Origin of the sequence: Streptomyces sp. NBC_01264 (assembly GCF_026340675.1) — a bacterium.
In the GTDB taxonomy this organism is placed as follows: Bacteria; Actinomycetota; Actinomycetes; order Streptomycetales; family Streptomycetaceae; genus Streptomyces.
Genome location: NZ_JAPEOX010000002.1, coordinates 1,818,576 through 1,844,148 on the forward strand (window position 1 = coordinate 1,818,576; position 25,573 = coordinate 1,844,148).

At 68.4% G+C, this 25,573-nt stretch carries 26 protein-coding genes and 7 pseudogenes; 21 read left to right on the forward strand and 12 right to left on the reverse strand.

The features are described 5' to 3' along the window. Window positions 1-48: 48 nt before the first annotated feature. From OG435_RS41245 to OG435_RS41265, 5 genes are all read right to left on the reverse strand, one after another. A complete protein-coding gene (locus OG435_RS41245) occupies window positions 49-237 on the reverse strand; it encodes a DUF6381 family protein (RefSeq protein ID WP_266885304.1) in 189 nt (62 codons plus the stop codon). 130 nt (window positions 238-367) lie between these two features. Then, the gene (locus OG435_RS41250; RefSeq protein ID WP_266885306.1) at window positions 368-535 is read right to left on the reverse strand and encodes a hypothetical protein; all 168 of its coding nucleotides are present in this window, start codon (window positions 533-535) and stop codon (window positions 368-370) included. Between the two features lie 30 nt (window positions 536-565). Beyond that, a complete protein-coding gene (locus OG435_RS41255; protein ID WP_266885308.1) occupies window positions 566-922 on the reverse strand; it encodes a PRC-barrel domain-containing protein in 357 nt (118 codons plus the stop codon). A 225-nt stretch (window positions 923-1,147) separates the two neighbouring features. Then, window positions 1,148-1,552 carry an STAS domain-containing protein gene (locus OG435_RS41260; RefSeq protein ID WP_266885310.1) on the reverse strand — a complete coding sequence of 135 codons (405 nt, stop codon included), beginning with the start codon at window positions 1,550-1,552 and terminating at the stop codon, window positions 1,148-1,150. Window positions 1,553-1,624: 72 nt separating this feature from the next. After that, the gene (locus tag OG435_RS41265; RefSeq protein ID WP_266885312.1) at window positions 1,625-2,293 is read right to left on the reverse strand and encodes an HSP18 transcriptional regulator; all 669 of its coding nucleotides are present in this window, start codon (window positions 2,291-2,293) and stop codon (window positions 1,625-1,627) included. Between the two features lie 129 nt (window positions 2,294-2,422). Between OG435_RS41265 and OG435_RS41270 the strand changes: the two genes are divergently transcribed. From OG435_RS41270 to OG435_RS41280, 3 genes and pseudogenes are all read left to right on the forward strand, one after another. Continuing rightward, window positions 2,423-2,857, forward strand: coding sequence for an Hsp20/alpha crystallin family protein (locus tag OG435_RS41270; RefSeq protein ID WP_266885314.1), 435 nt, complete (start codon window positions 2,423-2,425; stop codon window positions 2,855-2,857). Window positions 2,858-2,966: 109 nt separating this feature from the next. Next, window positions 2,967-3,362: a DUF2267 domain-containing protein gene (locus tag OG435_RS41275; RefSeq protein ID WP_266885316.1), complete on the forward strand. Its 396-nt coding sequence runs from the start codon at window positions 2,967-2,969 to the stop codon at window positions 3,360-3,362. Between the two features lie 52 nt (window positions 3,363-3,414). After that, window positions 3,415-3,859, forward strand: a pseudogene (locus OG435_RS41280) (DUF2267 domain-containing protein). A gap of 88 nt (window positions 3,860-3,947) precedes the next feature. Here OG435_RS41280 and OG435_RS41285 read toward each other — a convergent pair. After that, window positions 3,948-4,307 carry a hypothetical protein gene (locus OG435_RS41285; RefSeq protein WP_266885318.1) on the reverse strand — a complete coding sequence of 120 codons (360 nt, stop codon included), beginning with the start codon at window positions 4,305-4,307 and terminating at the stop codon, window positions 3,948-3,950. 590 nt (window positions 4,308-4,897) lie between these two features. Here OG435_RS41285 and OG435_RS41290 point away from each other — a divergent pair. The 5 genes and pseudogenes from OG435_RS41290 to OG435_RS41310 all read left to right on the forward strand — a co-directional run. Beyond that, the gene (locus OG435_RS41290) at window positions 4,898-5,101 is read left to right on the forward strand and encodes a cold-shock protein (protein ID WP_008734853.1); all 204 of its coding nucleotides are present in this window, start codon (window positions 4,898-4,900) and stop codon (window positions 5,099-5,101) included. A gap of 319 nt (window positions 5,102-5,420) precedes the next feature. Then, window positions 5,421-6,941, forward strand: coding sequence for a DEAD/DEAH box helicase (locus OG435_RS41295; RefSeq protein WP_266879728.1), 1,521 nt, complete (start codon window positions 5,421-5,423; stop codon window positions 6,939-6,941). 46 nt (window positions 6,942-6,987) lie between these two features. Further along, the gene (locus OG435_RS41300; protein ID WP_266879727.1) at window positions 6,988-7,392 is read left to right on the forward strand and encodes a CBS domain-containing protein; all 405 of its coding nucleotides are present in this window, start codon (window positions 6,988-6,990) and stop codon (window positions 7,390-7,392) included. 49 nt (window positions 7,393-7,441) lie between these two features. Then, window positions 7,442-7,756: an SCO5918 family protein gene (locus tag OG435_RS41305; RefSeq protein ID WP_266885320.1), complete on the forward strand. Its 315-nt coding sequence runs from the start codon at window positions 7,442-7,444 to the stop codon at window positions 7,754-7,756. A 275-nt stretch (window positions 7,757-8,031) separates the two neighbouring features. Continuing rightward, window positions 8,032-8,523 (forward strand): annotated as a pseudogene (locus OG435_RS41310) (transposase); the annotation flags it as partial. 30 nt (window positions 8,524-8,553) lie between these two features. Here OG435_RS41310 and OG435_RS41315 read toward each other — a convergent pair. Continuing rightward, window positions 8,554-9,711 (reverse strand): IS30 family transposase, encoded by a 1,158-nt coding sequence (locus OG435_RS41315; RefSeq protein WP_430625678.1) that lies wholly within the window; start codon window positions 9,709-9,711, stop codon window positions 8,554-8,556. A gap of 38 nt (window positions 9,712-9,749) precedes the next feature. Here OG435_RS41315 and OG435_RS41320 point away from each other — a divergent pair. Further along, a pseudogene (locus OG435_RS41320) lies at window positions 9,750-10,505 on the forward strand (IS256 family transposase); the annotation flags it as partial. A gap of 87 nt (window positions 10,506-10,592) precedes the next feature. On the opposite strand, the gene OG435_RS41325 reads toward OG435_RS41320, so the two are convergent. Next, window positions 10,593-10,997 (reverse strand): ATP-binding protein, encoded by a 405-nt coding sequence (locus OG435_RS41325; RefSeq protein WP_266885322.1) that lies wholly within the window; start codon window positions 10,995-10,997, stop codon window positions 10,593-10,595. A 1,213-nt stretch (window positions 10,998-12,210) separates the two neighbouring features. Between OG435_RS41325 and OG435_RS41330 the strand changes: the two genes are divergently transcribed. Beyond that, complete coding sequence (locus OG435_RS41330; protein WP_266886539.1) at window positions 12,211-12,552, forward strand: MerR family transcriptional regulator; 342 nt, start codon at window positions 12,211-12,213, stop codon at window positions 12,550-12,552. 69 nt (window positions 12,553-12,621) lie between these two features. On the opposite strand, the pseudogene OG435_RS50230 reads toward OG435_RS41330, so the two are convergent. Then, a pseudogene (locus OG435_RS50230) lies at window positions 12,622-12,921 on the reverse strand (serine/threonine-protein phosphatase); the annotation flags it as partial. A 598-nt stretch (window positions 12,922-13,519) separates the two neighbouring features. Between OG435_RS50230 and OG435_RS41335 the strand changes: the two are divergent. Further along, complete coding sequence (locus tag OG435_RS41335) at window positions 13,520-13,894, forward strand: PRC-barrel domain containing protein (RefSeq protein ID WP_266885324.1); 375 nt, start codon at window positions 13,520-13,522, stop codon at window positions 13,892-13,894. On the opposite strand, the gene trhA is transcribed toward OG435_RS41335, so the two are convergent. Beyond that, the gene (gene trhA / locus OG435_RS41340) at window positions 13,888-14,673 is read right to left on the reverse strand and encodes a PAQR family membrane homeostasis protein TrhA (protein ID WP_266885326.1); all 786 of its coding nucleotides are present in this window, start codon (window positions 14,671-14,673) and stop codon (window positions 13,888-13,890) included. The two genes, OG435_RS41335 and trhA, sit on opposite strands and share 7 nt — an antisense overlap. Before the next feature lie 305 nt (window positions 14,674-14,978). On the opposite strand from trhA, the gene OG435_RS41345 reads away from it, so the two are divergent. The 5 genes and pseudogenes from OG435_RS41345 (at window position 14,979) to OG435_RS50840 (ending at window position 17,312) form a co-directional block, all read left to right on the forward strand. Beyond that, window positions 14,979-15,440 (forward strand): hypothetical protein, encoded by a 462-nt coding sequence (locus OG435_RS41345; RefSeq protein ID WP_266885328.1) that lies wholly within the window; start codon window positions 14,979-14,981, stop codon window positions 15,438-15,440. A gap of 520 nt (window positions 15,441-15,960) precedes the next feature. Continuing rightward, window positions 15,961-16,143: pseudogene (locus OG435_RS41350) on the forward strand (CorA family divalent cation transporter); the annotation flags it as partial. 97 nt (window positions 16,144-16,240) lie between these two features. Beyond that, window positions 16,241-16,426: pseudogene (locus OG435_RS41355) on the forward strand (CorA family divalent cation transporter); the annotation flags it as partial. Window positions 16,427-16,623: 197 nt separating this feature from the next. Then, window positions 16,624-16,785 carry a helix-turn-helix domain-containing protein gene (locus OG435_RS41360; RefSeq protein ID WP_266885331.1) on the forward strand — a complete coding sequence of 54 codons (162 nt, stop codon included), beginning with the start codon at window positions 16,624-16,626 and terminating at the stop codon, window positions 16,783-16,785. A 56-nt stretch (window positions 16,786-16,841) separates the two neighbouring features. Next, window positions 16,842-17,312: a transposase family protein gene (locus OG435_RS50840; RefSeq protein WP_430625853.1), complete on the forward strand. Its 471-nt coding sequence runs from the start codon at window positions 16,842-16,844 to the stop codon at window positions 17,310-17,312. Here OG435_RS50840 and OG435_RS50845 read toward each other — a convergent pair. After that, window positions 17,246-17,542, reverse strand: a pseudogene (locus tag OG435_RS50845) (IS1380 family transposase); the annotation flags it as partial. The gene OG435_RS50840 and the pseudogene OG435_RS50845 overlap by 67 nt on opposite strands. A 736-nt stretch (window positions 17,543-18,278) precedes the next feature. Here OG435_RS50845 and OG435_RS41375 point away from each other — a divergent pair. Then, window positions 18,279-19,223 carry a DMT family transporter gene (locus tag OG435_RS41375; RefSeq protein ID WP_266885333.1) on the forward strand — a complete coding sequence of 315 codons (945 nt, stop codon included), beginning with the start codon at window positions 18,279-18,281 and terminating at the stop codon, window positions 19,221-19,223. A 122-nt stretch (window positions 19,224-19,345) separates the two neighbouring features. On the opposite strand, the gene OG435_RS41380 is transcribed toward OG435_RS41375, so the two are convergent. Next, complete coding sequence (locus tag OG435_RS41380; protein ID WP_266885336.1) at window positions 19,346-20,152, reverse strand: LuxR C-terminal-related transcriptional regulator; 807 nt, start codon at window positions 20,150-20,152, stop codon at window positions 19,346-19,348. Window positions 20,153-20,653: 501 nt separating this feature from the next. On the opposite strand from OG435_RS41380, the gene OG435_RS41385 reads away from it, so the two are divergent. The 4 genes from OG435_RS41385 to OG435_RS41400 are packed head-to-tail and all read left to right on the forward strand — an operon-like array spanning window position 20,654 to window position 25,572. After that, complete coding sequence (locus OG435_RS41385; RefSeq protein ID WP_266885338.1) at window positions 20,654-21,424, forward strand: thioesterase II family protein; 771 nt, start codon at window positions 20,654-20,656, stop codon at window positions 21,422-21,424. Window positions 21,425-21,470: 46 nt separating this feature from the next. After that, window positions 21,471-22,364, forward strand: coding sequence for an isocitrate lyase/PEP mutase family protein (locus tag OG435_RS41390; RefSeq protein ID WP_266885340.1), 894 nt, complete (start codon window positions 21,471-21,473; stop codon window positions 22,362-22,364). Further along, a complete protein-coding gene (locus OG435_RS41395) occupies window positions 22,361-23,323 on the forward strand; it encodes a 3-oxoacyl-ACP synthase (RefSeq protein WP_266885344.1) in 963 nt (320 codons plus the stop codon). Before OG435_RS41390 ends, OG435_RS41395 begins: the two co-directional genes overlap by 4 nt. Continuing rightward, complete coding sequence (locus tag OG435_RS41400; RefSeq protein WP_266885346.1) at window positions 23,323-25,572, forward strand: iron-containing redox enzyme family protein; 2,250 nt, start codon at window positions 23,323-23,325, stop codon at window positions 25,570-25,572. The genes OG435_RS41395 and OG435_RS41400 overlap by 1 nt, the downstream gene beginning before the upstream one ends. The last annotated feature ends 1 nt before the right edge of the window (window position 25,573 follow it).

The window sequence follows — 25,573 nt, forward strand, 5'->3', positions numbered from 1 at the left end:
AGAGAGGATCGCGTGGGCAGCCACCGGCCGGTACGTGTCGCAGGGCCGTCACATGGGGTCGATGTCCCCGAGGCCCCGCTCGCTCTCCTTCTTGCTCTGCTCCGAGAGCCGCGTCGCCTTGTCCTTCAGCCGCTGGCGCTCCGCGGGGTCGGTGGCCCGCTCCGCGGCCTGCTCGAGCTTCGCCGCCTGGTCACGCATCTGCTGGGCACGGCTGCCGGACTCGCCTGCAACGCTCATGATCACTCCTTGGATCTGGGGGAGAGCGGATGCCCCCAGCGAAGCAGCACCCCTACGCCCGCGCATCCCGAACGGTCACCCACCGCTATCCCCGCAGCACAGACCGGGTGCAGGAGGTCACCCGGTCTTCTCAGCGGATGTGTCGGCGTCCGGCGCGACGCCCGCGCATGCCCAGGTGGACCAGGGCCGCCACGAAGAGCAGGATGCCGATGAACAGCAAATAGAGCATGCCTTCGGCAGCAACGCCGATGATGCCCAGCACCATCGCCACGATGACCAGGATCAAGAAAACCTTCACGACGTGGACACCTCCTCGGGCGAGTGGGGCTCAGCGGCGGGCGAGCTGCCGCTCGCCGCCCGCCCCGGGCTGGTAGGTGAGGCCGTAGTGCTGGAAGATGCCCGCCTCTTCCTCGGCGGGCAAGACGTCGTCCGTACCGATCGAAGGGCTCTTCTTCACCAGCGCCTTGTCGTAGTCGACCTTGACGTACCCCGGCCCGACGATCGCGCCACGCAGCGGAACGAAGACCAGCCGGTGCCGGGTGGGCAGCCCCACCAGCACGGTGGCCATGGCCGGCTCGTCGGTGCTGGTGTCCACGTAGACGGCCTCCAGCGCGCCGATCCTGTGCCCGCCCGCGTCGACCACGTCGTGGGCACGCCACTCACGAATGTCCGCTGCCTGGATCATCCTCAGGTCCCTTCGCACGATCACAGCCCGGCCGGTGCACCTCCTAGCCTGCCCCCGCCTGACGGGGGAAACCAGCTCGGCACACCCCAGCGACGCCCCGCCCGTCACACCGGTTCGTGCATCTGCTCCGAGGGGACTCCCGCCAGAGGGCAGCATGACCCGCGTCGCAGGGCCACCGCGTGCCCCAACTCGCAGGAAGACGGTGTCTCTCAAATGCCCTCACCCTCAGCCCGCCTCCCGAGGGAGTCCGTCCGGGCATCCGCTCGGACTGCGGCCGACCGGAGGGTCCTGGTCCACGGGGAAGAGGGTCAGGGTGCCGGTGATCTCCAGGAGGCGCTGGAGCTGGGCGTTGGGGGCCGCCAGGCGGATGACGGTGCCGGTCTCTTGCGCTGCGCGCCGTGCTGCGAGGAGTGCGTTGAGCGCGGAGGAGTCGCAGAAGGTGAGGCCGCTGCAGTCGACCACCACCGTCCTGGCCGGTGAGGCATGGGCGAGGGCCTCGGCCATGGCGAACCGCAGGGAGGGGGCCGTCGCGATGTCGATCTCGCCGATCGGCCGGACCGCCACCGTATGGTCCAGGACCTCCACGGCGATGTCGTCGGCACCGGCTTCCTGGGGAAAGCGTTCGACCATGGTGGATCATTCCTTCGATCTACAGGCGTGGCCCCGAAGCGTGTTGGTCAGCCGCCGGTTCGGGGTAACGGGTCACGTGCTGCGCTGGTCGTGGGTGTCCTGGCGGAGCTGGTCGGTGTGCCGGGTCATGGCGTCGATGCGATCGACGAGGTCCGCGTCTTCGGGTCGCAGGTGGGGCCGGGTGTCGGTCAGGGGGCGGACGAGGCGCGCGGCGTCGTTCTCGGCGAGGGCCAGGTTCAGGTCGCCGACGGCGCTCTCGGCGCTTGCCGAGAGACCGGTGAGGGAGGTGACCTGGCCGGCGAGCCGTCGCAGGTCGGCCGCGTTGTCGCGGGCCCAGGCGGTCACGGTGCGGTCGGCGGCGCGGGTGTCACGGGTGGCCTGGACACGCTGGTCGCCGGTGCTTCCGGCGATGCCGGGGCGCAGTCGCAGGTAGCGGCGTTCGGCGGCCTGACGGCTGGCGACCCCCAGGGGTCCAGCGAGATCGGCCCAGCTCGCTCCGTGCCCGCGGGCGGTTTCGATCAGGCCGCTCTCCCAGCCGGCCAGCTCCTCCCGGATCTCGCGCAGCATGACCAGCGCGGCCAGCGCCGGGTCCGGGCCGGTGTCGGGTGAGGGTTCGAGCCGGTCCCTGGGGGTGCCCATGTGCGGATCTTGGGCGGCTTTTACGGCCTGGTTGATGGCTTCCAGGGCTGCGGCAGCAGCAACGAAGGGGATGGGTGAGAGCGACTCGGCGGACTCGTTCATGGCACTCCTCGCGACCCTGTCACCCTCCAGGCGACATCCTGGTTGTCATCGTTTCGATGACATGTTACAACGGGAGCACGTTGAAGCGCATTGGCAGTTTCTGCCTGAACCAACTGGAGGTGTTTCGCGATGTTGATGCGCACTGACCCGTTCCGCGAGATGGACCGGATCGTCCAGCAGCTGTCGGGTGCCTCGGGCACGTGGTCGAAGCCGTCCGTGATGCCGATGGACGCCTACCGCCAGGGCGACGAGTACGTGATCGCCTTCGACCTCCCCGGCGTGAGCACCGAGGCGATCGACATCGACGTCGAGCGGAACATGCTGACCGTCAAGGCCGAACGCCGGCCCACGGGCAAGTCCGACGGCGTGCAGATGGAGCTCTCCGAGCGGCCCCTGGGCGTCTTCTCCCGTCAGGTCATGCTGGCCGACACCCTTGACACCGAGCGCATCGAAGCCGAGTACGACGCGGGTGTCCTGACCCTGCGGATCCCGATCGCCGAGCGCGCCAAGCCCCGCAAGATCAGCATCGGCAGCGAGTCCGGCCGCAAGCTGATCTCCGGCTGAACCCTCCAGCACCAGCCGGCAGCGGAGGGCGGGGAAAAACCGATCCCCCTCCGGCACCCCGCCCTCCGCACCCCCCTTTCGCTCTACACCCCTTCTCGGAGGTGTCGTGATGTCGATGCGCAGGGAGTCGTTCCTGGCCCATGTCCAGGAACGCGGCGAGTACGAAACCACGGAGGAGGCGGACCGCGTTGCCCGCGTCGTCCTGGCTCTGCTGGGCGCCCACCTCGTCGGCACCGTGCGGGCCGAGCTCGCGGCCCGGCTGCCCGAGACCTACGCCCTGGTCCTCCTCAACCCCCTCCAGGCAGCCGAGCCCCTCTCGCCTGAGCGTTTCGTGCGGGCGACGGCGGCATGGATCGAGGGCGCCACGGAGAAGACGGCCCTGTGGGACATCGGCGCGGCGCTGTCCACCGCGGCCGCCGCCGCGGGCGACGTCCTCACCCGCGAGGTCCTGCTCCAGCTCCCGCCCGGCTACGACCTCCTCTTCGGCCACCCCCAGCCCACCTGAGCGAAGTCGGCCGCAGACACGAATCCTCGAAGAGAAAGGCAACCGCAGCACCATGTACGACCAGCCTCGACCGAACCCGGCCCTGCCCGCCATGACGTTCGAGCAGATGCTGGAGCGCGTGCGCTACGAGGGTGCGTACCCCACCCGCGAACGCGCCGAGGAAGCCGTCCGCACCGTCTTGGCCGCCCTCGGCCGGCAAGTCACCGGAGACGAGCGCGTCGATCTCGCACAGCGCCTGCCCCTCGAGGCAGCCCTCGCCCTCACCGCCCAGATCCCCGACACCGAACAGCTCACTGGCTGGGGCTTCGTCAAGGACCTGGCCACCCGCACCGGCGGCCACCCCTGCCACCGCACGCTGGGACACCGGCGCCGTGCTCGCCGTCGTCACACGCCTCGCGGGGCCCAACCTCCTCGCCCGCATCCTCCACCAGCTCCCCGGCGGCTACGCCCTCCTCCTCGGCCAGGCGGAACTGCGCCAGCCCCAGCACGCAGCCTGATCCGGCGCTCCGTCACAGCGGTGAGGGCCCGACCGGATGCACCGGTCGGGCCCTCAGTCCTACGGTGGATTCTCGCCGTAGTCGCGGGTCAGCTGTCGGAGTAGCTGAAGTCGCCCACCGTCCAGGCACTGACGTCCTTGATCGAGATGCGGTACATCCCGCCCGTCTCCGGGATGCCCACGGTTCCCTGCAGGATCCGCGCCACATGGAAGTGCAGATGCGTGGGTGGCCCCTCCTTGGGTGTCGTGGCAGTGAAGATGGCGGAGAACTCGCCCAGGCGGGCGGAATCCGTCAGCACCTCCGACACCCATTCTCTCCACACGGTTTCCGGGGCGAGCCGGCCGGTGATGACAGCACCGCCGGTGACCATGGTCAGGGACATCTGGTTGCTCTGCCCGGACTCCACCAGGGCGGCGACGTTCACGAGCAGCTCGTCAGGCTTCGACATGGAAGTCAATTCTATTCTCCGCTGCGCCCCGGCGGGCAAAGCATGCGCGCGATTGCTCTTGCAGGGCCTGCTGGGGCGGCCGCTGTCGGGCCTCCGAACCGCCAATGGCGCCGGTGGTCGAGCCCCTCCCGAGGCGCGTTCGTTGCCGTACAGGACTTCGTCACCGCGAGGACCACCGTCCAACGGTCCGCCACGTCGGAACCTGTCCCCACCACGTCTCCACCAGCCGACTTCGCCGCCGCACTCCTGCAGCCGGCAGCCGGCAGCCGGCAGCGAACAACCGAAAAACACTGCGGTCAGGGCGAATCAATATCTGTCGCCGCGGTCTGAGGATTTAATGGATCCGGTGGGGAGAGTTTCTACCGCAACGCGACTGACGGAAATATTCAACACACACGGGCCGCTGCAGCGTGCTACTGTCGATCTCGGTTGCAGTTTTGGTACCCAAGAACTTCAAGCGCGTCCAGCCGGAATTCGTTCCGCTGGAAGCGCTTTGTATTTCCCGGTTGTTTACCGGGCGGGGCATCATCGCGGCGACACGGCGTCCGCACAGTGCAGATGCTGATGTATTGCCCCAAAGGAGATATGACATGGCTGCTGGCACCGTGAAGTGGTTCAACGCGGAAAAGGGTTTCGGCTTCATCGAGCAGGACGGTGGCGGCGCTGACGTGTTCGCCCACTACTCGAACATCGCCGCCCAGGGCTTCCGCGAGCTGAACGAGGGCCAGAAGGTCACCTTCGACATCGCGCAGGGCCAGAAGGGCCCGACGGCCGAGAACATCGTTCCCGCCTAAGCGCTGACACGCATTCTGCAGCTGGGGCCCGCATCCCTCGGGGTGCGGGCCCCAGCTGCACGCATTTCCCGCGGTGCGTTCACCCGCGGTATCGATCATGGAGACACTCGGCCGACCGGCCCTCTCTGAGCCACACCGAGCCAATTGCTTTGGTTGTCGCGTCCGCATGACGCCACCGTATTCCAGCGCCTGAGCCCGTACAGATTTCCTGTCTGCCAGATCCGCTTTCGCGTCAAATTCGGCCCGTTCTCGCAATTCCCTGCGCCGCTCCTACGCTGCGGGAATTCCTTGATACGTGCCGCATCAAGGAAGGTTCCGCATGAACCCCACACGTACGAACGACCGCTCCTCCCGCACCCGCAGCCGCACCGGCGGCCCCGCTTTCGCCGCCGGCTCCGGTTCGGGTCGGGTCAGCCGATTCGGCTCACCGGCCCCCAGCCGCTCCAGCGGCCACAAGCGCTCCGGTGGCGGAGGCTTCGGCCGTCGCCCCGCCGCACTGCAGGGGGAGTTCGCCCCGCCGAAGACGATCACCCCCGCGCTGCCCGCCGTCGAGGCCTTTGCCGACCTCGCCATGCCGGCCCAGCTGCTCGCCACGCTCACCCGTGAGGGCATGGCCACGCCGTTCCCGATCCAGGCCGCCACGCTGCCCAACACCCTCGCGGGCCGTGACGTGCTGGGCCGCGGCCGCACCGGCTCCGGCAAGACCCTGGCCTTCGGCCTCGCCCTGCTGGCCCGTACCGCCGGGCAGAGCGCCGAGTCGGGTCAGCCGCTCGCGCTGGTCCTCGTACCGACGCGTGAGCTCGCCCAGCAGGTCACCGCAGCCCTCACCCCCTACGCCCGGGCGGTCAAGCTGCGCCTGGCCACCGTCGTCGGCGGCATGCCCATCTACCGGCAGGCGCAGGCGCTGCGCGCCGGAGCGGAAGTGGTCGTCGCCACGCCCGGCCGGCTCAAGGACCTCATCGACCGGGGTGACTGCCGGCTGAACCAGGTCGGGATCACCGTCCTGGACGAGGCCGACCAGATGGCCGACATGGGCTTCATGCCCCAGGTCACCGCGCTCCTGGACCAGGTGCGCCCCGAGGGCCAGCGGATGCTGTTCTCCGCGACGCTGGACCGCAACGTCGACCTGCTGGTGCGCCGCTACCTGACCGACCCGGTCGTGCACTCCGTCGACCCCTCGCAGGGTGCGGTCACCACGATGGAGCACCACGTCCTGCACGTGCAGAGCTTCGACAAGCAGGCCGCCACGACCGAGATCGCCGCCCGCGAAGGCCGCGTGATCATGTTCCTGGACACCAAGCACGCCGTGGACCGCCTCACCGAGCACCTGCTCAGCAGCGGAGTGCGCGCCGCGGCCCTGCACGGCGGGAAGTCCCAGCCGCAGCGGACCCGTACCCTCACCCAGTTCAAGAGCGGGCACGTCAGCGTCCTGGTCGCCACCAACGTGGCGGCGCGCGGCATCCACGTCGACAACCTCGACCTCGTCGTCAACGTCGACCCGCCGACCGACCCCAAGGACTACCTGCACCGCGGCGGCCGTACCGCCCGCGCAGGCGAGTCCGGCAGCGTCGTCACCCTGGTCACCCCCAACCAGCGCCGCGAGATGGCACGCCTCATGCAGGCCGCCGGGATCAGCCCGGAAACCACTCAGGTCCACTCGGGCGACGAGGTCCTGAACCGCATCACCGGCGCGCAAGCACCCTCCGGCATCCCGGTCACCATCACCGCCCCGGTCGTCGAACGCGCCAAGCGCAGTACGGCCTCCCGCGGCCGCCGCGGTCCCGCTTCGGCCGCACGGCGTGCGAGCGCGCGGCAGTCCGCCTTTGATGCGGCGGCCTGAGAACCACGTGATCAGGAAACTGACCCATCTCTGCAGGAGGCAGATTTTGACGCTGGTCCAGATGCAGCCCCGCTCCCCGCACGTCGACATCGTCGGCAGGACGGTGGACGACGCCATGGAGGCGGCCGGTCCGCAGGTCTGCGACGACATGACCGTCGAGGTGGCCCTGGCCGTCACGGCCGGTTCCCGCACGGATCATCTGCTCGTCTGCGACGAGGACGGCCTCTGCACCGGACTGATCACGCGGACGCGGCTCAGCGCCATCCGCGACAGCTCCGCGTACACCGACCGGCTCCGTCTGCGCGATGTCCTCGGCCACGGCCAGCCGTTCGCCTCGCCCACGACCGCGATGGCCGAGGCCGAGCACGCGATGCGCTACCGCAACGTTGCCGCCCTGGCCGTCGTAGACGAACAAGGCAGCGCTCTGGGCGTCCTCGCCCTCGCCCGCTGAACCACCTCACCGTGGCCGGACCGTTCCCTTCTTCTCTCTGTGAGGCATCATGCGCTGTGTCATCGCCCGCTTCCCGTTCGACCTGACCAAGAGCGGCGTCCTGGAGTCCATGAAGGGCATCAAGCCCGAGCAGGTCATCGGCGAGTCCGTGATCATCGGCCGACGCACCTACCCCGTCAAGCAGGTCGGCCAGGTCCTCACCCGCCAGGACCGCCGCGACTTCAGCGCCGGCGAAGTCCTCCGCGCCATGACCCAGCTCGGCTTCACCTGCCACGCCGGCCTCCCCCGAACCGCAGTGGCCACACGGACGCCCAGCCCCCTCCAGCGGGCCTCCGCGATGCTCGGCACCCCCGTCACCGCCTGACCGGTGGGCCCAGCGCGCCACCACCCGCACAGCAAGAGGGCCCGACCGGCACGCGCCGCTCGGGCCCTTCCGCATACCCACAGGGAAGAACATTTGGGTGGACCGCACTCCGGGCGCCCTGGCATCAGCACCCTGATCGCCGCCCGCAACCGGAGCGTGTCTGAAAGATCGTGTAAGTCCGTGATGTGGAAGCCTGGCCCGGGGCTCGGCCTCGGGCCTGTGGGCCAGGCGGATCGGACGAGTCATGGCAGACAAAAAACGAAGCGGCCGCGTCCGTGGCCAGCGACAATACGGTCGACGAGGTGGTCGAGCGGCTGCTCGACAAAGCTGACGCCTCCGGGGCGGCCCTTCTCGGTGAGGGCGGGCTCCTGACCGAGAACACCAAGGCCGTCCTCGAGCGGGCCCTGGAAGCCGAGATGAGTGAACACCTCGGCTACGAACGCGGAGATTCCGGAGGTCACGGGTCTGGGAACTCCCGCAACGGAACCTCGCCCAAGACGGTCCTGACCGATGCCGGAGCGGTCACTCTGGCGGTGCCGCGTGACCGAAACGGCAACTTCGAACCGAGGCTGGTCCCGAAGAACGCCCGCCGCCTCGCTGGGTTCAACGACCGGATCCTCTCGCTCTACGCCCGCGGGATGAGCGTGCGCGACATCCGCTCCCACCTCGCCCAGATCTACGGGATCGAGGTCAGCCCGGACCTGATCAGCAAGGTCACCGACGCCGTGATTGACGAGCTCGTGACCTGGCAGAACCGGCCTCTGGACGCAGGGGGGGGTTCCACTGATCGTTGCGACTCAGCAGTAGGCGAGTTCTCTTGACCAGCGTCTCATGGCCTCGGCCGGTGTTCGGTCTCCGAGGACCAGACGGGGGCGCTCGTTGAGCTCACGTTCGACTTGCGCGAGGTCGCGGGCGGTGTAGTGGTAGAGGTTCGTGCCTTTCGGGAAGTACTCGCGGAGCAGTCCGTTTGTGTTCTCGTGGGTGCCTCGCTGCCAGGGCGAGTGGGGGTCGCAGAAGTAGATCCGGAATCCGGTGAGGTCCTCTATTTCCTCATGGTGGTAGAGCTCTCGGCCCTGGTCCCAGGTGAGCGTGCGCCGCAGCGAGGCGGGCCAGGCGGCGGTCTGGGCGACGAGCGCGTCGCGGACCTGCGGAGCTTTCCAGCCTTGGGGCAGGTGGATGAGCCGGACGTAGCGGGTGGCACGGTCGACCAGGGTGCCGATCGCGGAGGCCTGTGCCTTTCCGACGATGAGGTCGCCCTCCCAGTGCCCTGCTCGTTGTCTGGCCTCTGCCTCGCGGGGGCGGGTGTGGACCGGCCGCATGTTCGGGATGGCGTTCTTGGACGGTATGCCGCGGCGCTGCTTCTTGCGGCGGGAGCGCCGGGTCCTCAGCCGGGCGGTGCGCTTGTCCAGGAGTCCGCGGTAGAGGGCGCGGTAGATGGTCTCCGGGCAGGCGTTCATGTCGGTCTGGCCAGGATGGGTGCGGGCGAGGTGACGGGTGATCTGCTGCGGTGACCAGCGCTGCCCCAGCTTGTCGTTGACGAAAGCACGCAGTTCGTTGCTGGTCTGGAACTTCTCCTCTTTCGGGCGGCGTCGGCGCAGGATGGCCTGGTTGTGCGACCACCACGGGGAGTAGGCACCACCGGGGCAGCGGCCTCGGGAGATCTCCCGGTAGACGGTGGAGCGGTGCTTGCCGATCTCCTGGCTGATCTGCCCGGGAGTACGGCCGGCGAGCAGTCCTTCTGCGATCGCGATGCGGTCGTTTTGGGTGAGGTAGCGGTCGTCGATGGGCACATCGGGCAGGAGCATGCGTCCAGCCTTGATGAACCACAGCGAGCCAGCGCTGGTGGATACGCCCACCTGGCGGGCAGCGGCAGCCCCTTTCAGGCCACCTCTACGCAGTTCGAAGTACCTCTTCGGCACAGACAGCGGCAAACGGTTCGGCGGATGCCTCTGCATAGGACCGGCTCCTTTCAGGAGTCGCGACCACCGATGGAAACCGCCCGGTCTGGCCGATCATCTACATCGACGCGCTGTGGGTGAAAATCCGCTCTGGCTCGGTGACCTCGAAGCCGGTCTACCTGGCCGTGGGCGTCAACATGGACGGCCGTAAAGACGTCCTGGGCTTGTGGGTCGGCTCCGAGGGCGAGGGCGCCAGCACCTGGATGGCGGTCCTGTCCGAGCTGCGAAACCGGGGTATCGAGGACGTCTGCATCGTGGTCTGTGACGGGTTGAAGGGCCTGCCGGACGCGGTCACCGCGACCTGGCCCCAAACCACCGTCCAGACCTGCGTGATCCACCTGACGAGAGCCTCGCTCAGGCTCTCCTCGTCGCGGGACCACCCGAAGCTGGTCCCGGCCCTGAAGGCCATCTACACGGCCCCGACCGAGGCCGCGGCAGAGCAGGCCCTCGACGCCTTCGAGGACTCTGAGCTGGGCGAACGCTATCCGGCGATCGTCCGGACCTGGCGTTCAGCCTGGCCGGAGTTCACGCCCTACCTGGCGTTCCCGCCGGCCATAAGGACCGTGGTCTACTCAACGAACACGGTCGAATCCATGAACGCCCGGCTCCGCAAGGCCACCCGAAATCGTGGCCATTTCCCCTCGGAACAGGCCGCGTTGAAAGTCCTCTACCTCGCCGTCCGCGAGCAGATCAACCCGAAAGCGCGCGACGCGAACCACGTCGCCGCACACTGGAAAGAGGCACTGAACCAGTTCTCACTCTTCTTCGAGGACCGGCTCAGCATCCAATGACACCAGACGACTTACACAAAATCGCTGACACGCCCCGCAACCGCGTACAGGCCGCCCTGGATCGGCTACCCGCCCGCAGGCTCGCGTCTATCCGCAGGTCCGACGGGGCAGGAGGGCGCGTACGGTCTTCCCGCCTTCGGGCGTGGGCGCGACGATGGTGGCGTGGGCGAGGTCTTTGACCATGGGCCAGCCGAACCCCCCGGTGTCGTCCACGAGGTCGGGAGTACGCATGCGCGGCGGGAGAGGACTGGAGTCCTCGACGGCGACCTCGATGGTGTCGGGGTGCACCGCCAACCGGAGCGTGTAGGAGCCGCCGCCGTGACGCAGAGCGTTGGTGACGAGTTCGGAGACGACCAGGATCACGGTGTCGGCGCAATCCCGATCCACGCCCCACGGCCCGAGGGCTCCGAGGAATGTCCGGGTGGCCTGGCGCGCCTCGGAGACGGCGGAGGGCGAAGCAAGGGCTGTGCACTCGGCGCTCATCGTGGTCATCGCGCGCTCCGGGTCTGCTGTCGGTGTCCGGCCTTGCCTGCCCGGTCGTTGTTCCCTGACCCACGACTGTTCAACCTGACGGGACCCAATTACCTCAGTGACACGCACTCAAAAATCTATCCTCACTGGAGTAGACATTGGGCGGTGGCGTGGTTATGGTTTCTCTCGTAACCCAGAGAGACCGCAGGGCCGGGCAGAGACGAACTGCCGGGCAGCAGTACAGGCAGTACCCGTAGGTGCAGTACGCAGGACGGTGCGGTGGTGGAGTTCCGAAGCCAGGGCTGGTGCAGGACGGCAACGGGACTGACGACCGGACCGGGCGGCCCGCAGTGATCAGGGGCCACCACGAGCAGTACCCAGCAGTGAAGTCAGTGAGCAGCACCTCGGTGAAGGCGTCGGCTGCGGGCGCGCGCACCGGGAAGTTCGGCAGTGGGGTTCCAAGCCAGAGCAGACGCAGGACGGGCGACGGGGCTGGCTGCCGAAACGTGGCGCTAGACCAGGCCACGAGCAGTACAAGCAGTACGCATCACCAGTAGTACCCGTAGTTGCAGTGCGCAGGTCGGTGCGGTGGTGGAGTTCCGAAGCCAGGGCTGGTGCAGGACGGCGACGGGACTGACGACCGGACCGGGCGGCCCGCAGTGATCAGGGGCCACCACAAGCAGTACCGCAGTTAACGCAGTGGCAGTACTTGTAGTGCAGTTCTCGTAGGTGCAGTACCCAGCAGTTGAGTCAGTGAGCAGCACCTCGGTGAAGGCGTCGAATGTGGGCGCGCGCACCGGGAAGTTCGGCAGTGGGGTTCCAAGCCAGAGCAGACGCAGGACGGGCGACGGGGCTGGCTGCCGAAACGTGGCGCTAGACCAGGCCATGAGCAGCACAAGCGGTTAGCAGTACGCAGTATGAGCAGTAAGCATCACCAGCAGTACGTAGTCCCCCGTTTGGTAAGTAGTTGATCACTGAGGGAAGGAACGGAGGAGCTTAGCGCCATCAGGATCGCCCGGGCCGGCAGGTTGAAGCCCGGGTACCGCAGGACATCGTTAGTGAGGTGGTCTCCGGTCAAGCAACCGCGATCCCCGCACCCCGATCACGCATGAGTCGGGTCCGCGGACACAGGAGGCCGGCGCAGTACAAGGGCCGGCAGATGGTGTAGTAGTTCCTTCGGGGCCCTGGTGCCATAGGCACCAGGGCCCCTCCACGCGTTCCAGAAAGAGGTTCAATGACAGCAGATGACTCGTTCGGCCGTCTCGACGACGACGACTACCCCGCCTACACCATGGGCCGGGCCGCAGCGATGCTCGGAACCACCCAAGGTTTCCTCCGCGCACTGGGCGAGGCCCGCCTCATCACCCCGCTCCGCTCGGACGGCGGTCACCGGCGCTACTCCCGCTACCAGCTGCGCATCGCCGCCCGCGCTCGCGAACTCGTCGACCAAGGCACCCCGATCGACGCCGCCTGCCGCATCATCATTCTCGAAGACCAACTCGAAGAAGCCCAACGCATCAACGCCGAATACCGCCGCGTGGCCGGCGAATCCTCCGCTCCATCGCCCTCGGCCTGAGGTGACAGCCTGTTCTTCGAGATCGGCCCCGGCACGTCGCGCCCTGCGCAGGGCGCCCACGGCCAGGGTGGCGAGAAGCGCGGCTTCCACATCATGGCCCATGGCATCGGTGACGGAGAGCTGCATGGTGTCGCGGTCGACGACGTAGTCGAAGGTGTCACCGCCGACGTGCGTCGCCGGTTCCAGTGCTCCGGCGACCATGAACTGGGCTGCCTCACATGCCAGTGAGGCGGGGAGGAGCCGGTGCTGGACCTCGGCCGCCAGGTTCAGGGGACGGGTACGGCGGCCCCATTGGTAGACGTCGGTGAAGGACCGGTTGGCGATGACGATGTAAGCCCGGGCGTGCGCGGTCGCAGCGATCTGCCTCATCCCGTCGTCGTCCGGACGGTCCGGCAGGAACAGTTCGACCAGGCCGGTGGGCGTCGCCGCGATTGGTGACGGGCGCCAGCACCCTGACCAGACCGTCTCCCTCCAGCTGGACGGCAGGCCGTTGCGTGCGCAATACGCCCGCCTAGACGGTGCCCGGCAGAGCGACGCGCTCAGGGGGCTCACTGGACTCGACGTCGTCGGCTGCCCCGAGAGGCACCACAGACGACCCGGTGAAGTCCACGATCAGGAACGTGGCCGCAGCAGCGTTCAGGCGGCCCCTGAGCATCCGGGCGACGACATCCAGCGACTCCACAGAGGAGGCGGCTTCCGCTGCCGCGAGCGCCGCTACCGCCCGTGCTGCCGAGCTGGTTCACCCGACAAGCGGGCAGCGGCCCGTACTCGGGAAATGTCGCCCCCATCGCTGCCTGCGCTGGGAGCCACTGTCCGGCCACGAGCGTAGCGCGCACGCCCGGAGTGCTCTGCTCACTGGGTTGCGCGGCAAGTACGGGATGCGGTCGGGCAGACGCGAACCGGTGGTGCACCGAGCCGCCACGTCCGGTCGCCTGGGACGAGGAGCTGGTCTGTGAGCAGGATGTGGATGTACGCGCAGGACAGCGGATACACGCCCGCGCAGTCATTGGTGGGATTCACCGTGGAAGCCGCTGACGGTGCCATCGGGCACGTGGACCGCCAGCAGGACCAGTCCTGCATGCAACACCTGGTGGTCGACACCGGCGTGTGGGTGTTCGGCAAGAGCGTCCTGATCCCGGCCGGGGCCGTCACGCGCATCGATGCCGAAGTGCAGGCGGTAAGGGTCTCGGCCACGCAGGAAGAGATCAAGGCCGCGCCACGGTTCATCACCGACAGCGAAACAGCCGAACACGACTACCTGTCCGCGGTCGGCAACTACTACGTCTCCCTCCGCCGCCCGCTCGCGCCCGGATCCGAAACCGGTCGGTCTCCTGCTCAGTAGGCGGCGAGGAAGACGGCGATGCAGTGCGCGGTGAAGGCTGCCACGGTCAGGGCGTGGAACACCTCGTGGTAGCCGAACCAGCGGGGTGAGGGGTCGGGGCGCCGGAGGCCGTATACGACCGCGCCGGCGCTGTAGAGCAGCCCGCCCGTCACGATCAGGGTGAGGACGGCCGCGCCGCCGCTGTGCAGGAAATCGGGCAGGTAGCGCACCGGTGCCCAGCCCAGGGCCAGGTAGCAGGGCGTGTACAGCCAGCGGGGCGCCCCGATCCACAGGACGCGGAAGGCGATGCCGGCCAGAGCGCCCGACCACACGACCCACAGGAGGACGGACCGCTGATCAGGGCCGAGGAGGAGCACGGCCAGCGGGGTGCAGGTGCCGGCGATGATCAGGAAGATGTTGGCGTGGTCGAGGCGGCGCAGGACGGCCTCTCCGAGTGGTCCCCAGGTGCCCAGGTGGTAGACGGCGCTCGTCCCGAACAGCAGCCAGGCGGTGACGGCGTACACGGTGCACGCCGCAGTGGCCTGCGGTGTTCCTGCCAGACAGATGAGGAGGATGCCTGCGGCCAGGGACGCGGGGACCATGCCGGCGTGGAGCCAGCCCCGTAGCTTCGGCTTGATCGGCTCCACCAGATCGGCCGCTCGCTCGACCAGGCCGGCTGCGGGCCGGGAGCCCTCGCTTCCCCCACCCGTCGGTGCGGAGAGAACACCGCCGGCTTCGGCGTCGTCCCGGGACACCGCTTCCCGTCCTGACTCGGACTGCTGGGCATCACTGGCAACCATGAGTTCATGCTAGGAGCTGACCCGGAGCAGCATCACGTGAGGTGTGCCGCAGGCCACCGGCGTGGCCGGGTCATCCGACTCGTCGTGTCGGTGCTGGCAGTCTTCCGTCAACCGGGTCCGTGGAACTCGTGTAATTCGGCGGGCCAGGGGAACGATCTGGACTTCCGAACGGGCCTCTCCGCTCTCCTACGTCCAAGGACCGCCGATGCTTCCCGAGTTCCGCTCCCACGCGTCCGCCCCCCCTCTCCCATCAGCTGGAACAGCGGCTGGGGCTGGATCCACGTCTCGAAGCCGGCCACATCGACGTGGAGCGCGTCGCGGACATCGCAGTCGTCGCATCGGCCCACTCCGACGGATACGTGGCCACCGCACACCTCCTCGGCCTGCTGGCCGCGCTCCCCGCCCCCACCGCGTCCGGAGAGCACTTCTGGTCGGAACTGTGGAGGTCCTCGGGCTCCCTCTACCTGCTGCCCGCCAACATCAAAGCGTGCGTGCTGAGTTCGCTGGCGGGAGAAGGCACCGGCCTGGCCGGCCAGATCCTCTCGGCCTTCGACGAGATGACCCCGCCCCAGCGCATCGCGGCCGGAGAGGTCATCGGCCAGGCACTAGCCGAGTCCGACCACCTCCCCGACCTCAAAACGCAGGTCATCGGCGAGCTGTGGCTCCGCGACCTCGAACTCACCGCCTGGCGCGTCCTGCACGCGGACCACAAATCAGCCGATCCGGCCAGGCGGGAGGCCTTCCTCGATGCATGGACGAGTGTCTGATCCGCAAGGTCACCTGACTCCTCCCTCCCCTCACCCCTCAACCGTCAGGCGCCCCTTGTCGCCCGCCGCACCACTCCCTTGTCGCGGGCAGCACGCACCCGGGCTGGACCCGGCCCGCCAGAGTGAGCTTGGCAGTAAGGCCCGTTGATCATTACTGCACGGCGAACGCGCTCGCCCGAGCCCGGCCATGACGGCGTGTGTCGGCGGTCAGCGGCACGGGCCCTACCGGGTCGCTGCTGGGGTCAACAGGTGTGCAGACGGCTGTTGGGCCGTCCTGGTCGCCGGCACTCTCGTCGTTCCTACCGCCGGGATCACGGTCCCGGCCAGCAGCAATCCACCGCCACAAGCTGCCTCCGCTGGGGGGAATCTGGGGGGAATGAGGCCTCGCTGGGGGGCGGCTGGGGGGAATCCGCTGCATATACGGGGTGCAGGATGAAAGACTCGGAAAGGCTGATCGCTGCAGGTCAGACCACCTACATAGGGAATTTCCGCAGGTCAGCGGTGTGAGGGTGACGACTTCAAGAAGGTTTCCTCATGGGCTGCCATTTTGTTTGCTCCCACACTCGTCGGAACTATCTACGGCGTGAACTTTGAGTCCATGCCTGAGTTGGGTTGGAGATTCGGATACCCCCTTGCGATCGACCTCATGGGGATGGTTTGCGTCAGTTTGTACGTGATTTTCAAGCGGCGCGACTGGCTCTAAGCCCCCCGCATCACGCTCAGTCATCCTTCGCACTTCGCTTTCGCATCACTCACAGATCGACCCAGAAGCGGCCGTGGGGAGTCCCTGGGGGGAATAGATGCGGGTGATCTCCTCGTGGGCCGCCATCCTCTTCGCCCCCACCCTGGTCGGCACGATCTACGGCATGAACTTCGAAGACATGTCGGAACTGAAGTGGGCAGGCGGGTACCCCTTCGCAATCCTCTTGATGGCAGTGGTCTGCGTCAGCCTGCACGTCATCTTCAAGAAGCGCGACTGGCTTTAACGAGCTCGTGCACGGTTGGCGGTGCGATGCTGAATCGCGATCCCTGATCATGTTCGTGTGGTGGGAAACGGGTCTCGTGCAGCGATCATCAGCGACCGGATGATCACAGGGCTTTCGGCCGATGTGATCGCCGAACTCATCGCCGAGGTAGGCCCGTTATGGCACAGACGACACCAGGCGAAGTTGGAGGCCAGGCCGTGAAAGCGGGCCGTGGCGCCGGCGCAAAGTACCGGCTGGTCTTCATCGACCGGCTCCTGACCACGCTCGTCCACTGTCGCCACGGTGTCACTCACGACGTGCTGGCCTGCCGGTTCGGCGTCGACCGCTCCACGATCACCCGGGCAATCGGCGAGTTGTAGCCCCTGCTCGCAACGCGCGGCTGCACCATGCCGTCCGGCACACCCGCGGCAGGGTCCTGTTCTGCGGTCCAGCCCAGCCGGCAAGCTGCGCCGACATCACCCACGCCCGGCAGTTGGGCCTGGTCAAGCACCTGGCTGACGGCCCGGCCGTGGAGATCCTCGCCGACGCCGGCTACCAGGGCCTGGGCGCCCAAACTGGCGGCCGCGTCGTGACACCACCTCACCGCAAGTTCAAGAAGAACCCGCCGGACTGGTACGAAGAGATCTACGAACGCCAGCGCAAGGCGCATTCCTCACGCCGTATCCGCGTCGAGCACGGCATCGCACACCTCAAGAACTGGCGGGCCCTCGCCCGTCACCTGGGCCACCGCGAGCACATGAGCGATCAGCTGACGGGGCGGGGTAACGCGGCGAGGCGTTGGAAGGACGTGGTCAGTTCGTTTCTCCAGGGCCAGGTCGCCGATATCCGCAAACGCAGGCGTCGGCCGCCGCAGGTGAGGCATGCGGCGACGTGCGGCAGTCGGTAGCGGAGCTTCCTCGACTCGGCGGTCACGCGGGCCCAGGCCAGCAGGTCGATCGCCGCAAGGCCGAGTTCGAGCCAAACGGTGTTGACGTCGAAGCGGCGGGAGGGGAAGCGGCCGAAGCCGGTGGTCCTGCCGCACCGGATGTGGTCCCCGAGAGCGGTAAGTCCGCGGTGGCGGACCTCCAGGAACTGGGCGGGACCACCACTGGAGTAAGGGGTGTCGGTGAGGAGCACCTAGTGACGCAGGCCCTCGTCCAGGTCGAACAGGGACAGCTGGGCTCCGGGGTGCGGCCGCTCGCGGCGCACGATGACGCGGGTGCCGGCTCGGTGATTGCGCATCTGACAGAGAAGAAGGTACGAATTCCTCGTTTCCGCAGGTCGCGGACGTGACCGAGGAAGACTTTCGCGGATCCGGCACTGTCGGCGCGGATGAGGATGTCGATGCCGTACCGGTGGGCGTCGGGCGATCTGCGCGAGCTCCTGGTCGAGCACCACAAGGTGATCGGCGGCAGTGTTGGCTCCGGAGTTCCCGGGCCGCACCGCCCTGAGATGGCCTCGCCGGTGTTCGCGAGGAGACCAACAGCGAGTGAAAGCCGAAGCCTCCCTTCCCGGTGGGTGCAGCATGCTCCTTCCGCATCCACGCGGTTTCCCGGACTGACGCGCGGGCCGCTCGCAGTGAGGCGAGTGCAGCCTCGTCGGTGTCGGCGAGCAACCGTCAAGCCGTGGGCGTGGAGGCGACCGGGCCGAATACCCCTGCCCCGTCCCCCGTAGCGCGGCCGGATCCGCTACCGCCTCACCGCCGCCCGCGAGCGTCACCGCGAGGTCGGCGGCGACCCGGCCCGGATCATGCCCGGTCCCCCGCGGCCGAAGTGGCCTGGTGGGAGCACACTTTCGCGTTTCCGCCCCACAACCAGCCATCCCCTTCTCCCGGGGCCCTGCCGTGGTGAAACATCGGGACTAGGTTGCGCACATGAACTCATCATCTGCATCCTCCGGCATGGATCGACGGGCGCTGATGGCCGCTTCGGCCACCGTGGTGCTCTGGGCCTCCGCCTTTGTGTCCATTCGTGCCTCTGCCGACCATTTCGAACCCGGAGCACTGGCGCTGGGGCGACTGCTGACGGGCTCTGTGGCGCTGGTCTGCCTGCTGGCGGTGAAGCGCGGTGGAGTGCCGCCGCGACAGGCGTGGCCCGGGATCGTGGGATCGGGGGTGCTCTGGTTCGGCGTTTACATGGTCGTGCTGAACTGGGGCGAGCAGCTGGTGGACGCGGGAACGGCGTCCATGGTCGTCAACGTGGGGCCGATGGTGATCGCGCTGCTCGGCGGGTGGTTCCTGAAGGAGGGATTCCCGCCCCTGCTGCTGGCCGGCATGGCCGTGTCGTTCGTCGGCGCGGTCGTCGTCGGCTTCTCGACCTCCGGCGGCGGATCGTCCTCGGTCCTCGGCTTGGTGCTCTGCCTGGTGGCGGCCGTGGCGTACGGGTCCGGAGTGGTGATGCAGAAGCCCGCGCTGAAGCATGCCACCCCGATGCAGGTGACGACGTACGGCTGCCTGATCGGCACCGTCGCATGTCTGCCGTTCAGCGGGCAGTTGGTGTCGGACCTGTCGCGGGCGCCGCTGTCGGCCACGCTCAATGTCGTCTACCTGGGGCTCTTCCCCACGGCACTGGCCTTCACCACCTGGGCGTACGCGCTGTCGCGGACCACCGCCGGGAAGATGGGGGCGACCACCTACGCGGTGCCCGCAGTGGTGATCCTCATTTCCTGGCTCGCCCTGGACGAGGTGCCGGGCTGGGTCACGCTCCTCGGCGGTGTCATCTGCCTGAGTGGCGTGGCCGTGTCCCGGATGCCCGGCGTCCGCAGGCGCGGACCCGAGGAGACCGCCGCGTCGGCGGCCACCGCGGAGACAGTGCGGTGAGCTGACGCGCCGAGCACGGCAGAGCCGGATCGGACACGGACAGGGGCGGGGACATGGTGTCCCCGCCCCTGTTTTTCGTACCCGCTTCTCGCGTCGTCGGGTACTCCTCCATGCCTGCCGCTTCACAGGATCAGCGTGGTCTCATTTCTGCCCAGTTCGTAGCCGAACTGAATTCGGGTGTGCGCACCCAGCTCCTGCTTCATGGCCGCGATATGCCCTTGCAGCGATCTCTCGCTGATACCGAGCCGACGTGCGATCTGCTTGTCCGGGTAGCCCGCTATGAGCAGCTTGCCGATCGATTTCCGGAGTGACGGGATGACCTGTTCGGCCGCCAGCGTGGCATGTGTCGAAACGAAGGGGAAGGGCTGCGCGCGATCCCAGGAGCGCTCGAATATATCTTTGAGGAAGCGCACGATCGCGGGTTCCCTGATGGCTAGGGCGTTGGTGCGGCTTTCATTCGCGGAAATGAAAGCCACGCTCCCGTCGACGATGATGATCCGATCATAGAATTCGGCCAGGGTGCGGACCTGAACTCCGTAGTCGGAAACGGTCCGTACGTAACTCTTGGTCGCCTCATCGAATCGCGTGGTGTGCTGATAAAGGGTACGCATTGCCACGCCCCCCGCTATCTGACGGCGTACGGATTCGAGGGCCTCGTCCAGGACCGGCCCGGGGCGCGGCCCGTCGGGCTGAGCAGTCAGGATCTCCTCGCGCGCACCGGCGAGCGCCTCGTCGATGGCGGCGGCAATGGCTTCGAGCCCGCAGTGGTAGCGGATGTGGACGTCGGCGGGGGCCTGCGCCGCCGACGTTGCGGCCGCTGCCGCGGCCGGGTCGGCCAGGCCTCCCGCGACAAGCCGGGAGAGTGCTTGCAAGTGCTCGGCCATGAGCTGCTGCACACCTGTCGGCTTATCCGGAATTTCATATTCCATTCAGGTTCTCCAACTCGTCCGTCTTGCCCGCTTCCCGAAGCCCGAAGAGTCCCGACAATGCCGACCGAATGTCCGATATTTACCGGTGTGCGACTTTTAGGATCCATCGGGTTTTGGCACTGCGAAAGTCTGAGTCATCTCGAAGCTTGAGTCTATGGCGACCCGGGCGCGAAGGTCATCAAGGCCGAGCACAACGGTCACCTCCACTCCACTAAACGGTTCGGGGCACGCGTCCCGCTCTTTTGAGAGGACCAACCAAATGTGGTCACACCTTTCCCGCCCCCGCACGTCAATCCGGCCGGCCCTAACGGCCCGTATCGCCACGCTGGCCATTGCGGCCACGCTGGCCGGTGGCGCGTTCGCACTGTCCTCCGCGAACACCGGCACCGATCACCGGGCATCGGGCGACGTGAAGATCCTGGCCGATGTTGGCTGGAACTCACCCACGCCCAAGCCGACTCCGTGAGCGCGGTCGTTCCTGTGAGTTCCTCCCCCTGGTTTATGTGCGACACATCGGAATCCGAGTCCGGGCCCGCCGCACGCGTCTACTGCTTCCCGCACGCGGGCGGTAACCCGCGCTCCTTCCTCGGCTGGCAGCCGGACCTGGCGGATGTGGCCGAGATCGCCGGTCTCTGCCCGCCGGGGCGCGGCCGCCGCTACCGGGAGCCCGCCCCCACCGATGTCGCGGAACTCGCCGACGCCGTGGCGCACGAGATCGCCGCCACCGCCGACCGGCCCTTCATCCTCTTCGGACACAGCTTCGGCGCGGTGCTGGCCTTCGAGGTCGCACGGCGCATCGATCACCTGCCGGACTTCCGCCACCTGGTCGCCTCCGGCTGTTCCGGCCCGGCCCTGCTGCCCACCCAGCGGGTGGTGGAGACAGCCCGGCTGGAAGGCCGGGAGTTCACGGAGGCCGTGGGCTTCTTCGGCGGACTGCCGCCGGAGGTCATGGCCGACGAAACCCTGCAGGAGCTGCTCCTGCCGCACCTGCGCGCCGACTTCCGCATGGTCGCCGGATACACGTACCGGCCGGCCGCACCCCTGTCCGTACCGGTGACCTTGATCAACGGTCTGGACGACCCGCACGTCAGCGAGGCCGGACTGGAGCCCTGGGAACGGGAGTGCCTCCGGCCTCCGGCCCGGCACTGGAACCAGGGTGGCCACTTCTACTTCGAGGGCCGCTCCCGGACCGTCACCGACATCCTGCGGTCGCTCCTGCCCGGAGCGCCCGGAGTCGGGCAGCCTGTCGACGGGCACGTCGAACTGATCTGAGCGTGCCGAACCCGTACGACATCAGCGCCACAGAGGAACCCCTGCCGTGAACCTTCCCGTTACCCCTTCCGTAGATCCCGTCGACCAGCACGCCCGCGCCCTCGCCTTCCGCCGGCTCCACGAGGGCACCGAGCCGTTCGTCGTCCCCAACCCGTGGGACGCGGGAACCGCCCGCCTGCTGACCGGACTCGGCTTCTCCGCTCTCGCCACCACCGGCGCGGGGCTGGCCTACAGCCTCGGTCTGCCGGACGGCACGAACCAGGTGAGCAGGCGGGAGATCCTCGCGAACGCCGCGGAAATCGTGGCCGCGACGCATCTGCCGGTCTCCGCCGACCTGGAGAGCGGATTCGGCGACACACCGCGGGACGTGGCCGAGACCATCCGGCTCGCCGCCGCGGCGGGCCTGGTCGGCGCTTCGATCGAGGACTCCACGGGCCGGGACGACCATCCCGTACGTCCCCTGGAGGAGGCGGTGGAGCGCGTGGCGGCGGCCGTCGCCGCCGCTCGGGAGCTCGACTTCCCCTTCACCGTGACGGCCCGCGCCGAGAACTTCTTCCAGGGCCGCTCCGACCTCGCGGACACCATCCGCCGACTGCGGGCGTACGAGGCCGCGGGCGCCGACGTGCTCTACGCGCCGGGCCTCCCCAATGCCGAGGCGGTGCGCGCGGTGTGTGCGGCCGTCCGGCGCCCGGTCAACGTCCTGATGGGTTCGCCCGCCCTGCCGCTGTCCGTGGCGGAGCTCGGCGAACTCGGCGTACGGCGGATCAGCGTCGGCTCGGCGCTGGCCCGGGCGGCGCTCGGTTCGGTCGTCCGCGCCGCCGGGGAGATCCGTACCCACGGGACCTTCGGGTTCGGGGCGGACGCCCTCCCCTACCCCGAAGCCAACGCGATGATGACACCGGCCCAGCCGGCCGGTCAGGAAAGTGACTCCCCACGGTGAACGCCACCCCTGTCTACTTGTCCGCCCCCCGCTACGTTCTCGGCGAGAACCCGGCCGACCACACGTCCATAGCGAATCTGACCGCGCGCGCCGCCGAGCTGCGCATGCCGGCCAAGGCCTCGCTGTGGGGCTGGGGAACGGTTCACCGCACCGGCAAGGACCTGGAGACGCTGGCCGTGGAGAGCGGCCGGGCGACGCTCGCCGCGGCCGGGGCAGAGCCCGGCCAGGTCGACGCCCTCATCCTGTGCTCGACCCGGTTTCCCGGCGGTCCCCATACGCACGGGAGCTTCGTCCAGGCCGTCATGACCGGCCTCGGGCTGAGTGATACCGCTTTCACCGGCGTCACCCTGAACCGCTGCACCAATCTGCTGGTCGGACTGCGCATGGCGCAGGCGCTGGTGGGCTCCGGGCAGCACCACACGGTGCTGGTCGTCACTACCGACCGGATCTCGGACGAGGCGATCCGGATGGAGAACTTCGCCCTGTTCAGTGATGGTTCGGCCGCCTGTCTGGTGAGCGCCCGGCCGTACGGCGAGGACGCGTACGAGATCCTCGGCGGGGCCAGTGCCCAGGACCCGGCGTCGCTCGAATGGTCGAACGAGATCAGCTCGGACCTGGCCCGGGTGGTGAACGACCGCATCCTCGCGCCGCTCGACCTGACCCTCGAGGACGTGGACGGCGTACTGCACCCGAACCTCCTCAAGCCGATCGTCGTGCTGAAGGAACGCCAGGCCGGATTCAGCGCGGGGCAGTTGTTCCTGGACAACATCTCCCGCGTCGGCCACTGCTTCGCGGCCGATCCTCTGATCAATCTCGTGGACCGCGCCGAGGCGGGACAGCTGCGCGACGGCGGTCACTACCTCCTGGCGTCGAGCGTGCCGGGCGTACGAGTCGGCGTACTCCTGCGCAAGCTCTCCGCCGCCCAGCAGCCGACGAGCACTGAAACCTCGGAGTTCTGATGAACGCGCACACCGGTTTTCCCCTTCCGGACCTGACCACTTCCCTGCCCCGCGCGGCCTTCCGGTTCAGTCCGAAGGCCGCCGAGGAAGCCACCGCGGTTCTCGACGCCGCGCCCGCCGACATCTTCCGGCAGCTCCTCGACGACCAGGAGAGCGAGACGACCCTGCTCGTCGCCCGTCGGGCGCTGCACGCCTTCCTTCCCACGGCCGATGCCGAGGCCGGTACGGACGCCGCTACGGACGCCGCTACGGACGCGGACGCCATCGCCGCCCGTGTCCGGCAGGCCCGCACCGCCCTCGAACCGGCCCTCGCAGGCCTGCGGGAGCGCGGCTCGGAGACGTACCGCCTCGTCCTGCGCCAGCGCGCGCCCCTGATGCTGCTCGCCGGCTGCTGGCTGGACAACGTCTCGCAGACCGCCACCCAGCCGTCGGTCATCGTCAACCGGCTCTTCGGCCAGTACTTCTTCCTGCAGGGCGAGGGCACCCCCGAGCGCGGGCTGCTGGCCCGGCGGTGGCGGGCGCTCATCGAGCTCGGGGTGCACCTGCCCGAGATCGAGACCGTGGACTTCCTGAAGGAGGCCGAGGCGCGCCCGCTGACCGCGCTGCACGCCTCCTTCCACCTCGCGCTCTCCCGGCTGCCCGCATCGTTCCTGCCCGAAGTGGTGGGCGTGCACTACGCCGTGAACGCCCTGGGCATCGACGATCTCCTGCTGGGCACGGACACTCCCTTCCTGGCCGAGGCGGAGGCCCGTGCGGTCCTCGCCGAGTACCTCGGGCTGACCGAGAGCTCGCCGACCGGCGCGCGGGACCGGCAGCGGATGACCGCCGCGATCGAGCTGGTGCTGCGCCTCGAGCGGGAGCACACGGCGCTCCTCGGCGAGCTGGCCGACTGGCACGACGGGCTGTCCCTGGATGCCAAGGTCGGGCGGATCGTGGCCCGGCACGCGCCGTACGCGGGCCGCCAGCATCGCAGCGTGCGCCTCGGCGACCGGCGCCTGTCGGACTGGCTCGACGACGAGAACATGGATCTGGCGGCCTTCGTCGGCCAGTTCCGCGAGGCCCGGCAGATGAAGCCCGCCCGCGAGGGCGTGTGCCGCTTCCTGCGGTCCATCAAGTTCGGCGGGCCGATGTTCGGCATCTTCGACGAGCACGAGGCGGCCGTGTTCACCCAGTGGGCGCAGGCCATCGCGGCGGGTGAACCGGCGGACCTCGACTTCCGGCCGAACACCGCCGGCGACGGTCAGGCCCTGGCCTGGGCCCAGGCGCTGCGCGGCAGCGACCCGGCCGATACGGTTCTCGCCGATGCCCCGTCCGGCCTGGACGACCGGCAGTTGTTCCACCGCGTGGTCAACATCGAGCAGTTCCCCCACATCCTGGGGGCCGCCCGGGACCGGGCCGAGGCCAACCTCACGGACGCGGAGCTGCTGTTCGCCCACGGATCGGGCGGCACCCTCACCGACGCGGAGTACTTCGACTACACGCCCGAGGCGCTGATGGCGCGCGTCGACGCGATCTACTGGGACAAGCTGGTCGACCCCTACCAGCCCCTCACGGAGATCCCCGACCGCGACACCGTGATCTTCGAGCAGAGCACCTTCGCCCTCGGCAGCCTGATCGACGGCACCTGGGCCCAGCGCATCGGCAACCTCGGCCGCAACCACCGGCAGAGCGACCACATGCTGTTCTCCATCTACGCCGACGAGATGGGCCGCGGCGATCTGGACAAGAACCACATCACGCTCATCCACCAGGTACTGGCCAGCATGGACATCCACCTGCCGCACATCCGCCAGGACGAGTTCCTGGAGCAGGGCGATCTGCCGGACGGGCTCTACGGGTTCTCCATCCACCAGGTGTGCCTGGCGCTCTTCCCCGACACCCTCTACAACGAGATCCTCGGCTACAACCTGGGCATCGAGATGTTCGGGCTCGGCGCGATGCGGCTCCACGAGATACAGAAGCTGCGCCGCCACAACCTGGACGCGGGCTACGAGCAGGCCCACCTGTCGATCGACAACTTCTCCGCCGGGCACGCCCGGCAGTCGGCCGACATCATCGTCTCCTACCTCGACGGCGTCCGGCGCAATTCCGGTGAGGAAGCCGTCCAGCGGGAGTGGCGCCGCATCTGGCGCGGTTACGCCTCCTTCGCCTACTTCGTCGAGCACAAGCTGGTCGGTCAGGTGCTTGCCGCGCAGCCGGCCGCCGCTCCCGCCGCTCCCGCCGCCGACGATGCAGGCCTGCTCATCTGAC